At 50.9% G+C, this 12,308-nt stretch carries 9 protein-coding genes; 7 read left to right on the forward strand and 2 right to left on the reverse strand.

Annotated features, from left to right (window positions below):
• Positions 1-42: 42 nt before the first annotated feature.
• Positions 43-456: a histone-like nucleoid-structuring protein H-NS gene (hns, locus tag M989_RS10425; RefSeq protein WP_064545023.1), complete on the reverse strand. Its 414-nt coding sequence runs from the start codon at positions 454-456 to the stop codon at positions 43-45.
• A gap of 909 nt (positions 457-1,365) precedes the next feature.
• Between hns and tdk the strand changes: the two genes are divergently transcribed.
• Positions 1,366-1,995, forward strand: coding sequence for a thymidine kinase (tdk, locus tag M989_RS10430; RefSeq protein ID WP_064545026.1), 630 nt, complete (start codon positions 1,366-1,368; stop codon positions 1,993-1,995).
• A gap of 142 nt (positions 1,996-2,137) precedes the next feature.
• Here the strand turns inward: tdk and adhE are convergent, their stop codons facing one another.
• A complete protein-coding gene (gene adhE, locus M989_RS10435; RefSeq protein ID WP_064545028.1) occupies positions 2,138-4,810 on the reverse strand; it encodes a bifunctional acetaldehyde-CoA/alcohol dehydrogenase in 2,673 nt (890 codons plus the stop codon).
• Between the two features lie 495 nt (positions 4,811-5,305).
• Between adhE and M989_RS10440 the strand changes: the two genes are divergently transcribed.
• The 6 genes from M989_RS10440 (at position 5,306) to oppF (ending at position 12,282) form a co-directional block, all read left to right on the forward strand.
• Positions 5,306-5,953, forward strand: coding sequence for a YchE family NAAT transporter (locus tag M989_RS10440; protein WP_064545030.1), 648 nt, complete (start codon positions 5,306-5,308; stop codon positions 5,951-5,953).
• Positions 5,954-6,713: 760 nt separating this feature from the next.
• Entirely contained in the window at positions 6,714-8,345 is a 1,632-nt protein-coding gene (gene oppA, locus M989_RS10445) for an oligopeptide ABC transporter substrate-binding protein OppA (protein ID WP_064545033.1), read from the forward strand.
• A gap of 85 nt (positions 8,346-8,430) precedes the next feature.
• A complete protein-coding gene (oppB, locus tag M989_RS10450; RefSeq protein ID WP_064545035.1) occupies positions 8,431-9,351 on the forward strand; it encodes an oligopeptide ABC transporter permease OppB in 921 nt (306 codons plus the stop codon).
• 14 nt (positions 9,352-9,365) lie between these two features.
• The gene (gene oppC, locus M989_RS10455) at positions 9,366-10,274 is read left to right on the forward strand and encodes an oligopeptide ABC transporter permease OppC (RefSeq protein ID WP_064545037.1); all 909 of its coding nucleotides are present in this window, start codon (positions 9,366-9,368) and stop codon (positions 10,272-10,274) included.
• Positions 10,275-10,285: 11 nt separating this feature from the next.
• A complete protein-coding gene (gene oppD, locus M989_RS10460) occupies positions 10,286-11,281 on the forward strand; it encodes an ABC transporter ATP-binding protein (RefSeq protein WP_064545038.1) in 996 nt (331 codons plus the stop codon).
• Positions 11,278-12,282: a murein tripeptide/oligopeptide ABC transporter ATP-binding protein OppF gene (gene oppF, locus M989_RS10465; protein ID WP_064545040.1), complete on the forward strand. Its 1,005-nt coding sequence runs from the start codon at positions 11,278-11,280 to the stop codon at positions 12,280-12,282. The genes oppD and oppF overlap by 4 nt, the downstream gene beginning before the upstream one ends.
• Positions 12,283-12,308: the final 26 nt, after the last annotated feature.

Below are 12,308 nucleotides of genomic sequence, written 5' to 3' on the forward strand. Positions count from 1 at the left end.
TAAAAAATCCCGCCGTAGCGGGATTCTTACAAAGCGTCAGGATTAATCCTTGATCAGGAAATCGTCCAGAGATTTACCCTGTTCGTCCATCGCTTTTTTGATTACTGCCGGGGTACGGCCCTGGCCGGTCCAGGTTTTGGTTTCGCCGTTTTCATCAACATAGCTATATTTAGCCGGACGCGCAGCGCGTTTAGCTTTGGTGCCAGTCTTGGCAGCAGCCATGCTATTCAGCAGTTCGTTCGGATCAATACCGTCAGCAATCAGCATTTCACGATATTGTTGCAGTTTACGGGTACGCTCTTCGATTTCTGCAGCAGCAGCGTTTTCTTCTTCGCGACGTTCGTTAACAACAACTTCTAATTTTTCCAGCATTTCTTCAAGCGTTTCAAGGGTGCATTCTCTTGCCTGCGCACGAAGAGTACGGATGTTGTTCAAAATTTTAAGTGCTTCGCTCATTGTAGTAATCTCAAACTTATATTGTGGGGTGGTTTGTTGAACTAATAATAGAGCGATAAAATCAGATGTGCAATAGGGAAGAATGTAAGGAATTCAAAATAACGTGTTATTTGATGCTGTCATTAATATTTATAAGTTAAATTGTGGGCACGCTTACTCATCTTTTCGCACTTATTGCCAGGAGCCGCTGCGGGATAACGAGCGGTCCGGTGATGGCGGGAAGTGTATAAATATACCCCGTACGGGTAAATATCAACCTTATGTATTAGCCAGCATGCATCCATTTCGTGCATTACCCTATCAACAATGAATGATTGCGTGACTCAACCACTTTACGGCCTGGCTGGGCTTTTGCCGCGCATTCCTTAACCCTATTCATCTATTTGCCTCAGAGCCTGTATGGGTAAATTTAGGGGCTAAGAAAACGGTTTCGTGATGTAAACATTGGCAATACATCAGGCGGAATCAGGGTTATAGGCTTTAAGCCCATAGTTATGACGATGTTATTTCAACCTGAGGCAGTTTAATTTACAGATAACAATGGCCAGCAACTCGCTACACAAATTGGTGGCGATCACATTTTTTAAGACAGACTCATTAATCTTTTCAACTATTAACCTCGCTAGCTATTTTACCGTGATGGACCGCTGTCCGTATGCGCCTCTGGGGGGATACATGGTTAACTATTTCAGATTTATGATGAAGTTACCTCGGCCAAAGGGATAAATATGCAGGGCAGCAACGGCAGTGACGTAAAATATCGGTTTTTCTGATGATTTCAGTCGTATCAGGGGGATTATCGAGAGTTATCCTCACTCGCAATGGTGAAGAGGACACAGGAAGCCTGTGGGCAAAATATGTTACACTGCACGCCGTTTAAAAAACGCATCGATTAGGATTTTGCAGCCAATGGCACAACTTTATTTCTACTACTCAGCAATGAACGCCGGGAAGTCGACCGCCCTGTTGCAGTCGTCATACAACTACCAGGAGCGCGGTATGCGCACTATCGTTTATACCGCAGAAATAGACGATCGTTTCGGCGCGGGTAAAGTGAGCTCACGAATTGGTTTATCCTCGCCGGCAAAGCTGTTTAATCAGACCAGTAACCTGTTTGCCGAAATTAGCGCCGAGAACGCGCGTGAGCGGGTTAACTGCGTGCTGGTCGATGAATGCCAGTTCCTTACGCGTGAACAGGTCTACGCGCTTTCTGACGTGGTTGATAATCTGGATATCCCGGTGTTGTGCTACGGACTGAGAACGGATTTCCGCGGCGAGTTATTCAGCGGTAGCCAATATTTACTGGCGCTCTCTGACAAGCTGGTGGAATTAAAAACCATCTGTTTCTGCGGCCGTAAGGCTAGCATGGTGCTGCGACTCGATCAGGAAGGTCGTCCGTACAACGAAGGTGAGCAGGTGGTGATTGGGGGCAACGAGCGCTACGTGTCCGTTTGCCGTAAACACTACAAGGAGGCGCTTGAGAAGGGCTCTCTGGCCGTTATTCAGGATCAGCATCGTCTAAGCTGCCGATCCTGCTAAACGTCTCTACGCGCGTTTGAGGCTCTGAGGGATATGGAGCCCAAACGCGCATTTATTTTCGGCGATGTTTGCAAAGATAAAAAAAGCCCCATCATTATGATGGGGCTTTTTGCTTAGGCTTTTCAGCGAGCGTTAAAGCGGATTATTTCTTCGCTTTTTTCTCAGCTTTCGCCGGAGCGGCTTCTTTCTTCTCTGCTGCCGGAGCGTCTTCAACGAAGTCACGACCGTAGTAGGTATCCAGCAGAATCTGTTTCAGTTCAGAAATCAGCGGGTAACGCGGGTTAGCGCCGGTGCACTGGTCGTCAAACGCATCTTCAGACAGTTTGTCAACGTGTGCCAGGAAGTCAGCTTCCTGCACGCCAGCTTCACGGATAGACTTAGGAATACCCAGTTCAGCTTTGATTTCGTCCAGCCAGCCCAGCAGTTTTTCAATTTTCGCTGCAGTGCGGTCGCCCGGCGCAGACAGACCCAGATGGTCAGCGATTTCAGCGTAGCGACGACGTGCTTGCGGACGGTCATACTGGCTGAATGCGGTCTGTTTAGTCGGGTTGTCGTTCGCGTTGTAACGAATAACGTTGCTGATCAGCAGGGCGTTCGCCAGACCGTGAGGAATGTGGAACTGAGAGCCCAGCTTGTGCGCCATAGAGTGACATACACCCAGGAAGGCGTTAGCAAACGCGATACCGGCAATCGTCGCTGCACTGTGAACGCGCTCACGCGCTACCGGGTTCTTAGAACCTTCATGGTAGGACGCTGGCAGGTTTTCTTTCAGCAGTTTCAGAGCCTGCAGAGCCTGACCGTCGGAGAACTCAGAAGCCAGTACGGAAACGTAAGCTTCCAGGGCGTGAGTTACCGCATCCAGACCACCGAATGCACAAAGTGACTTCGGCATATCCATGACCAGGTTCGCGTCAACAATCGCCATATCCGGAGTCAGCGCATAGTCTGCCAGCGGGTATTTCTGGCCAGTTGCGTCGTCGGTAACAACCGCAAACGGCGTCACTTCAGAACCGGTACCGGAAGTGGTAGTGATAGCAACCATTTTTGCTTTCACGCCCATTTTCGGGAACTTGTAGATACGTTTACGGATGTCCATAAAGCGCAGCGCCAGTTCTTCGAAGTGGGTTTCCGGGTGCTCGTACATGACCCACATGATTTTTGCTGCGTCCATCGGGGAACCGCCGCCCAGCGCGATGATCACGTCTGGTTTGAACGAGTTCGCCAGGTCCGCACCTTTACGGACGATAGTCAGAGTCGGGTCAGCCTCAACTTCGAAGAACACTTCGGTTTCAACGCCAGCCGCTTTCAGAACAGAAGTGATCTGATCTGCGTAGCCGTTGTTGAACAGGAAGCGGTCGGTCACGATCAGCGCACGTTTGTGGCCATCGGTAATCACTTCATCCAGCGCGATTGGCAGTGAGCCACGGCGGAAGTAGATAGATTTCGGAAGTTTGTGCCACAACATGTTTTCAGCTCGCTTAGCAACGGTTTTCTTGTTGATCAGGTGCTTAGGACCAACGTTTTCAGAGATGGAGTTACCACCCCAGGAACCACAACCCAGAGTCAGGGAAGGTGCGAGTTTGAAGTTGTACAGGTCGCCGATACCACCCTGAGAAGCCGGGGTGTTGATCAGGATACGCGCGGTTTTCATCATCTGACCGAAGTAAGCAACGCGTTCCGGCTGGTTATCCTGGTCGGTGTACAGGCAAGAGGTATGACCGATACCGCCCATCGCAACCAGTTTTTCAGCTTTGTCCACGGCATCTTCGAAGTCTTTCGCACGATACATCGCCAGCGTCGGAGACAGTTTTTCGTGTGCAAACGGTTCGCTTTCGTCAACAACCTTAACTTCACCGATCAGAATCTTAGTGGTTTCCGGTACGGAGAAGCCTGCCAGTTCAGCAATTTTGTATGCCGGCTGACCAACGATAGCGGCATTCAGCGCGCCATTCTTCAGGATAACGTCCTGAACGGCTTTCAGCTCTTTACCCTGCAGCAGGTAGCCTCCGTGAGTCGCGAAACGCTCACGCACTGCATCGTATACGGAATCAACAACAACAACAGACTGTTCAGAAGCACAGATTACGCCGTTATCGAAGGTTTTAGACATCAGAACGGATGCAACAGCACGTTTCACATCAGCGGTTTCATCAATAACAACCGGGGTGTTACCTGCGCCTACGCCGATAGCTGGTTTACCGGAGCTGTATGCCGCTTTAACCATACCTGGACCACCGGTCGCGAGGATCAGGTTGATGTCCGGGTGGTGCATCAGGGCGTTAGACAGTTCAACAGACGGTTGATCAATCCAGCCGATCAGATCTTTCGGTGCGCCGGCTGCGATGGCAGCCTGCAGAACGATGTCAGCCGCTTTGTTGGTCGCATCTTTTGCACGCGGGTGCGGAGAGAAAATGATGGCGTTACGCGTCTTCAGGCTGATCAGCGATTTGAAGATAGCAGTAGACGTTGGGTTAGTTGTTGGTACGATACCGCAGATGATGCCGATAGGTTCAGCAATAGTGATAGTACCGAAAGTGTCGTCTTCAGACAGCACGCCACAGGTTTTTTCATCTTTATAGGCGTTGTAGATATATTCTGAAGCGAAGTGGTTTTTGATCACTTTGTCTTCAACAATACCCATGCCGGATTCGGCAACAGCCATTTTGGCGAGAGGGATTCGAGCATCTGCAGCGGCCAGAGCGGCGGCGCGGAAGATTTTGTCAACTTGCTCTTGAGTGAAACTGGCATATTCACGCTGGGCTTTTTTTACGCGCTCTACGAGTGCGTTAAGTTCAGCGACATTAGTAACAGCCATAATGCTCTCCTGATAATGTTAAACTTTTTTAGTGAATCATCTGCTCGACAAGTCAGTATAGACAAATCACCTGCAGCTGGCGAAAAAGTTAAGGAAACAAGGCGTTACCCACGAACTGATTCACTGATTTACTAAAAGAGCTTCGATTTAGCCAAGGAGCTCACCGGAAAAAATACGACTTATTTATGAGGCCGCTTCTCTTTCGGTGTAAGCAGATTACCCACTTCTGAGTACGATTTACGTGATCTAAATCAAATTTAGGCTAAGCTGACACCTTTCAGCAGGCCGTTTTTAGCAAAATGTAGGAACTGTTAATCATTCGTGAGTATCGGTGCTGTAAACATTAGCATACTTTACACAAATATATAACACTCTGTTTTTGCCTCATTTTTCTGGATAATTCTGGTGAAGATGGTCGATAAAAAGGGTATTGTCTGCGCCACTCTCGATTTGCTGTTCGTCAACGACAACTTTTAATGATGCGCCGGGGTTAACGTGATTCAGACGTTGTTTGATTTTCCTATTTTCTTTAAGTTCTTTATTGGACTGTTTGCGTTGGTGAACCCGGTAGGGCTGATTCCCGTTTTCATTAGCCTGACGAGCAATCAAACGGCAGCGGTGCGTAATAAAACCAACCTGACCGCGAGTCTGTCGGTAGCCATTATTCTGTTGACTTCACTCTTCCTCGGCGACCTGATCCTGCAACTCTTCGGTATTTCGATTGACTCCTTCCGCATTGCCGGCGGGATCCTGGTGGTCTCGATTGCGATGTCGATGATTAGCGGTAAGCTGGGAGAAGATAAGCAGAACAAACAAGAGAAGTCAGAGACGGCCGTGCGCGAAAGTTTGGGCGTTGTACCGCTGGCTTTGCCGCTGATGGCGGGGCCAGGTGCAATTAGCTCTACGATCGTATGGGGCACACGCTATCATTCGCTGACCTATCTCCTGGGTTTTTCCTTATCTATTGCGCTATTTGCCTGGTGCTGTTGGGGCATTTTTCGTCTTTCTCCCTGGTTGGTGCGTATGCTGGGGCAAACGGGAATTAACGTCGTGACCCGAATTATGGGTTTGTTGCTGATGGCGTTGGGCATTGAATTCATTGTGACCGGCATCAAATCTATCTTCCCGGGGCTGGTCGGTTAATTATTCTGCGGCGACGGTAGGGCGATCGGAACTATTGTTGCCGTTAATATCAGAAAAACATATCTCTCATTTCGCGTGTTGTTCTAGAAATAAACAATTCGAATGTTTAAAAAAAATCATAATCTTCAATAGGTTAGTTTTTCCTCGCCATTCAGCTACCCGCCACATAAATGTTATTTCTTTCACACGATACTCTGGGGCTTGCTGTTGGATAATTGAAATGATATTAGTAATTTCAGTTTGCCGGCAGAGTTATGTGCTAAAAAATAAGCAACTGTTAATTTTTTGTACAAAAAACAGCCTCTGATGCTGGATCTGCGAGGGATGGCAATCGTTTTTTGTATATCTATCTGATAATTATAGATTTAAGAAAATCATGTTTTGTGAATACGCTGTTGTAAACACGCGGGTTTGCTGACTAAAAGAGAATTGGTTAACAAATTTGCAAATTATATTGGCGGCGATAATCGGCATTTGGTACTTTCCGGCCTGAGTTATTCGCAAGATAAAGTTATGTAAACGATAACTGTTTCTACTTGTAAGCAGTTATGAACAGAATAAGAAAAGCGTCCCGACAGGGGGGAGGCTTTAATGAATCGACGTCAGGCTGCCATAAGAGCGGCCGTAATAAAAAAGTCGGTGATAGCAGGCAGTAAATGACCTGGCAGACGCAAAAATCTCCTGCGCTGTACAGGAACCCGAAAGGGGACTAAACAGGCTGACGACAGTCAGTAATAATAATGAACGGAGTATCAACACAATGTCCATCATCACAAAAAAAAGCCTGGTTGCGGCTGGCATTCTCACAGCGCTGATCGCAGGGAACGTAATGGCTGCAGATGTTCCTGCAGGCACCGAGTTAGCGAGCAAACAAACGCTGGTAAGAAATAGCGGCGCTGAACCGCAGTCTCTCGACCCAAATAAAATTGAAGGGGTGCCAGAGGCGAATATCAGCCGCGACCTGTTCGAAGGGTTGCTGAATACCTCTCCAAAAGACGGTCACCCGATTCCGGGCGTCGCCGAAAGCTGGGACAATAAAGACTTTAAAGTCTGGACATTCCATCTGCGTAAAGATGCCAAATGGTCCAACGGCGAACCGGTTACCGCACAAGATTTCGTTTATAGCTGGCAGCGCCTGGTCGATCCGAAAACCGCATCGCCCTACGCCAGCTATCCGCAGTACGGCCATATTGTGAACGTTGATGAAATTATCGACGGTAAAAAAGCGCCGAGCGAACTGGGCGTGAAAGCGATCGATGATCACACGCTGGAAGTGACGCTGAGTGAGCCAGTACCGTATTTCTACAAGCTGCTGGTGAACCCGGCTATGTCTCCGGTTTACAAACCGGCGATCGAGAAATTCGGCGAGAAATGGACCCAGCCGGGCAACATCGTTACCAACGGCGCGTACACCCTGAAAGACTGGGTTGTTAACGAACGTATCGTGATGGAACGTAACCCACAGTACTGGGATAACAAGAAAACCGTTATTGACCAGGTGACCTGGTTGCCGACGTCTTCCGAAGTGACCTACGTAAACCGCTACCGCAGCGGTGAGCTGGATATGACCTATAACCAGCTGCCAATTGAGCTGTTCCAGAAGCTGAAAAAAGAAATCCCGAACGAAGTTCACGTCGACCCGTACCTGTGTACTTATTACTACGAAATCAATAACCAGAAAGCGCCGTTTACCGATGCTCGCGTACGTACCGCGCTGAAGCTGGGGCTGGATCGCGATATCATCGCCAACAAAGTGAAGGGCCAGGGTGACCTGCCGGCTTATGGTTACACGCCGCCTTATACCGATGGCGCGAAGCTGACCGAGCCTGAGTGGTTCAAATGGTCGCAAGAAAAACGTAATGAAGAAGGTAAAAAACTGCTGGCAGAAGCGGGTTATACCGCCGATAAACCGTTGACCTTCAACCTGTTGTACAACACCTCAGATTTACACAAGAAGCTGGCTATTGCTGCGGCATCGCTGTGGCGTAAGAACCTGGGCGTTGAAGTGAAGCTGGTGAACCAGGAGTGGAAGACCTTCCTCGACACGCGTCACCAGGGGACCTACGATGTCGCGCGCGCCGGCTGGTGTGCGGACTACAACGAACCGACTTCATTCCTGAACACCATGCTGTCCGGCAGCTCGATGAACACCGCTCACTATAAGAGCGAAGCGTTCGATAAGATCATGGCTGAGTCGGTAAAAGCCGCCAACGAAGAGCAGCGTACCGCCGCGTATGCGAAGGCTGAGCAGCAGTTGGATAAAGATACCGCTATCGTACCGGTCTATTACTACGTTAACGCCCGCCTGGTGAAACCATGGGTTGGCGGCTACACCGGTAAAGACCCGATGGATAACGTCTATACCAAAGATCTGTACGTTATCAAGCATTAATGGCAATACGTGGGGCGAGCGTGAACTCGCCCCATCGTGTCTTATTTGAGAGCAGTGCAAAGGCACATGCCAGAAGGTACGGGCAATGTTGAAATTTATATTACGTCGCTGTCTGGAAGCGATTCCGACGCTATTTATCCTTATTACGATCTCCTTCTTCATGATGCGCCTTGCGCCGGGCAGCCCGTTTACGGGCGAGCGTACGCTGCCGCCCGAAGTCATGGCCAACATCGAAGCAAAATATCACTTAAACGATCCTATCCTGGTGCAGTACGGTAATTACCTGAAGCAGTTAGCACACGGTGATTTCGGCCCTTCCTTTAAATATAAAGATTATTCCGTTAACGATCTGGTGGCAGTGAGCTTCCCGGTGTCGGCCAAATTAGGCGCGGCGGCATTTCTGCTGGCGGTTATTTTTGGCGTCACGGCGGGCGTGATTGCGGCATTAAAACAGAACACTAAATGGGATTATGCGGTGATGGGGGTGGCGATGACCGGTGTAGTGATACCCAGCTTCGTTGTCGCGCCGCTGCTGGTCATGATATTTGCGATTACGCTGCACTGGCTCCCCGGTGGGGGCTGGAACGGTGGTGCGCTCAAATTCATGATCCTGCCGATGGTCGCGCTGTCTCTGGCCTATATCGCCAGTATCGCGCGTATTACCCGTGGCTCGATGATTGAAGTTTTACACTCCAACTTTATTCGGACCGCGCGCGCAAAAGGGCTACCGATGCGGCGCATTATTTTCCGCCACGCGTTAAAACCCGCGCTGCTGCCGGTACTTTCGTATATGGGGCCGGCCTTCGTCGGTATTATTACCGGTTCGATGGTGATTGAAACCATCTACGGCTTGCCGGGGATTGGACAGTTGTTCGTTAACGGAGCGCTTAACCGCGATTACTCCCTGGTGCTTAGCCTGACGATTCTGGTTGGCGCATTAACGATCCTGTTTAACGCGGTGGTAGACGTTCTTTACGCCGTTATCGATCCGAAAATCCGTTACTAAGGCTGGAGCTCGCTATGATGTTAAGTAAAAAGAACAGCGAGGCGCTGGAGAGTTTCAGTGAGAAGCTGGAAGTCGAAGGGCGCAGTCTGTGGCAGGACGCGCGCCGGCGCTTTATGCATAACCGTGCGGCGGTTGCCAGCCTCATTGTGCTGGTGCTGATTGCACTCTTCGTGACGCTGGCACCGATGGTATCGCAGTTTTCCTACTTTGATACGGATTGGGGCATGATGTCCAATGCGCCGGATATGGAGTCCGGGCACTACTTTGGTACCGACTCTTCCGGGCGTGACCTGCTGGTTCGTGTGGCAATCGGTGGGCGTATCTCACTGATGGTGGGCATTGCCGCTGCGTTGGTGGCCGTTATCGTGGGGACGTTGTACGGCTCGCTCTCTGGCTATCTCGGCGGTAAAGTCGATTCGGTGATGATGCGCCTGCTGGAAATTCTCAACTCCTTCCCGTTCATGTTCTTCGTGATTTTGCTGGTAACCTTCTTTGGCCAAAACATCCTGCTGATTTTCGTTGCTATCGGGATGGTTTCCTGGCTGGATATGGCGCGTATTGTGCGCGGTCAGACGCTTAGCCTGAAACGTAAAGAGTTTATTGAGGCGGCCCAGGTCGGCGGCGTCTCTACTGCCAGCATCGTTATCCGTCATATCGTACCGAACGTGCTCGGGGTCGTCGTCGTGTATGCCTCACTGTTGGTGCCAAGCATGATTCTGTTCGAATCCTTCCTGAGCTTCCTCGGTCTGGGAACGCAGGAGCCACTGAGCAGTTGGGGCGCGCTGCTAAGCGATGGCGCCAACTCGATGGAAGTGTCGCCGTGGCTGCTGCTGTTCCCGGCTGGATTCCTGGTCGTGACGCTGTTTTGTTTCAACTTTATCGGCGATGGCCTGCGTGATGCCCTCGATCCGAAAGACCGTTAAGGAGTGTTGCCATGAGCATAATTGAAACGGCAACAACGTCGCAGCGGTTGCTGGACGTAAAAGATCTGCGCGTCACCTTTAAAACGCCTGACGGCGATGTGACTGCCGTCAATGACCTCAACTTCAGTCTGCATGCGGGCGAGACGCTGGGTATTGTAGGTGAATCCGGTTCGGGTAAATCACAAACCGCGTTTGCGCTGATGGGGTTGCTGGCGAGTAATGGACGGATCGGCGGTTCGGCGCTGTTTAACGGGAAAGAGATCCTCAACCTGCCGGAACATGCGCTAAACAAACTGCGCGCCGAGCAGATTTCGATGATTTTCCAGGATCCCATGACCTCCCTGAACCCATATATGAGGGTAGGCGAGCAGCTGATGGAAGTGCTGATGCTGCATAAAGGCATGGGCAAGGCTGAAGCGTTTGAAGAGTCGGTCAAAATGCTGGATGCGGTCAAAATGCCGGAAGCGCGCAAGCGGATGAAAATGTATCCGCACGAATTTTCCGGCGGCATGCGTCAGCGCGTGATGATCGCGATGGCTTTGCTGTGTCGGCCAAAACTGCTGATTGCCGATGAGCCCACCACCGCGCTGGACGTGACCGTTCAGGCGCAGATTATGACGTTGTTGAACGAACTTAAGCGTGAATTCAATACAGCGATTATCATGATTACCCACGATCTCGGCGTCGTTGCAGGGATCTGCGATAAGGTGCTGGTGATGTACGCAGGCCGCACGATGGAATATGGCAAAGCGCGCGATGTTTTCTATCAGCCTGCGCATCCGTACTCTATTGGTCTGCTGAATGCGGTTCCACGTCTGGACGGTGAAGGCGAATCGCTGCTGACCATTCCTGGCAACCCACCAAACTTGTTACGTTTGCCGACTGGCTGCCCGTTCCAGCCTCGCTGTCCGCATGCGATGGAGGCCTGCAGCAGCGCGCCGCCGCTGGAAGAGTTTGCACCAGGCCGTTTACGTGCCTGCTTTAAGACCGTGGGGGAGCTGGTATGAACGCCGTGACTGACGAAAGAAAAGTACTGCTCGAAATCGCGGATTTAAAGGTCCACTTCGAGATTAAAGATGGCAAGCAGTGGTTCTGGCAGCCGCCGAAAACGCTGAAAGCAGTCGATGGCGTCACGCTGCGACTGTATGAGGGCGAAACGCTAGGGGTAGTAGGCGAGTCCGGCTGCGGGAAATCAACCTTTGCGCGAGCCATTATCGGTCTGGTGAAAGCCACCGACGGTAAAGTGGCCTGGCTGGGGAAAGACCTGCTCGGCATGAAGCCGGATGAGTGGCGCAATGTGCGAAGCGATATTCAGATGATTTTCCAGGATCCGCTGGCGTCGTTGAACCCACGTATGACCATCGGTGAGATCATCGCCGAGCCGCTGCGTACCTACTATCCGAAAATGCCGCGTCAGGAAGTGCGCGACAAAGTGAAAACCATGATGATGAAGGTGGGGCTGCTGCCTAACCTCGTCAACCGTTATCCGCATGAGTTTTCCGGCGGCCAGTGCCAGCGTATTGGTATTGCGCGCGCGCTGATCCTTGAACCGAAACTGATTATCTGCGATGAACCCGTCTCGGCGCTGGACGTGTCGATTCAGGCGCAGGTGGTCAACCTGCTGCAGCAGCTACAGCGTGAGATGGGACTGTCGCTGATCTTCATTGCCCACGATCTGGCGGTGGTGAAGCATATTTCCGATCGCGTATTGGTGATGTATTTAGGGCATGCGGTTGAGCTGGGCACCTACGACGAGGTGTACAACAACCCGTTGCATCCGTACACCAGGGCGCTGATGTCCGCCGTACCGGTGCCCGATCCCGACCTGGAGCAGAATAAAACCATTCAGCTTCTGGAAGGCGAACTGCCTTCGCCGATCAACCCGCCGTCAGGCTGTGTATTCCGTACCCGTTGCCCGCTGGCGGGGCCAGAATGTGCGCAAACGCGTCCACTTCTGGAAGGAAGTTTCCGTCACGCCGTTTCCTGTCTCAAGGTTGACCCGTTATAATCGTCAGGGCTGGCAGGTTGCCAGCC

It is taken from the genome of Kluyvera georgiana ATCC 51603 (genome assembly GCF_001654985.1).
GTDB lineage: Bacteria > Pseudomonadota > Gammaproteobacteria > Enterobacterales > Enterobacteriaceae > Kluyvera > Kluyvera georgiana.

What these genes read in the sequence shown, in the direction of transcription:
- oppD (WP_064545038.1), top strand. Translation starts at nt 10,286, where the DNA reads ATGAGCATAATTGAAACGGCAACAACGTCGCAGCGGTTGCTGGACGTA.
- oppF (WP_064545040.1), top strand. Translation starts at nt 11,278, where the DNA reads ATGAACGCCGTGACTGACGAAAGAAAAGTACTGCTCGAAATCGCGGAT.
- oppA (WP_064545033.1), top strand. Translation starts at nt 6,714, where the DNA reads ATGTCCATCATCACAAAAAAAAGCCTGGTTGCGGCTGGCATTCTCACA.
- oppB (WP_064545035.1), top strand. Translation starts at nt 8,431, where the DNA reads ATGTTGAAATTTATATTACGTCGCTGTCTGGAAGCGATTCCGACGCTA.
- oppC (WP_064545037.1), top strand. Translation starts at nt 9,366, where the DNA reads ATGATGTTAAGTAAAAAGAACAGCGAGGCGCTGGAGAGTTTCAGTGAG.
- hns (WP_064545023.1), bottom strand. Translation starts at nt 456, where the DNA reads ATGAGCGAAGCACTTAAAATTTTGAACAACATCCGTACTCTTCGTGCG.
- tdk (WP_064545026.1), top strand. Translation starts at nt 1,366, where the DNA reads ATGGCACAACTTTATTTCTACTACTCAGCAATGAACGCCGGGAAGTCG.
- adhE (WP_064545028.1), bottom strand. Translation starts at nt 4,810, where the DNA reads ATGGCTGTTACTAATGTCGCTGAACTTAACGCACTCGTAGAGCGCGTA.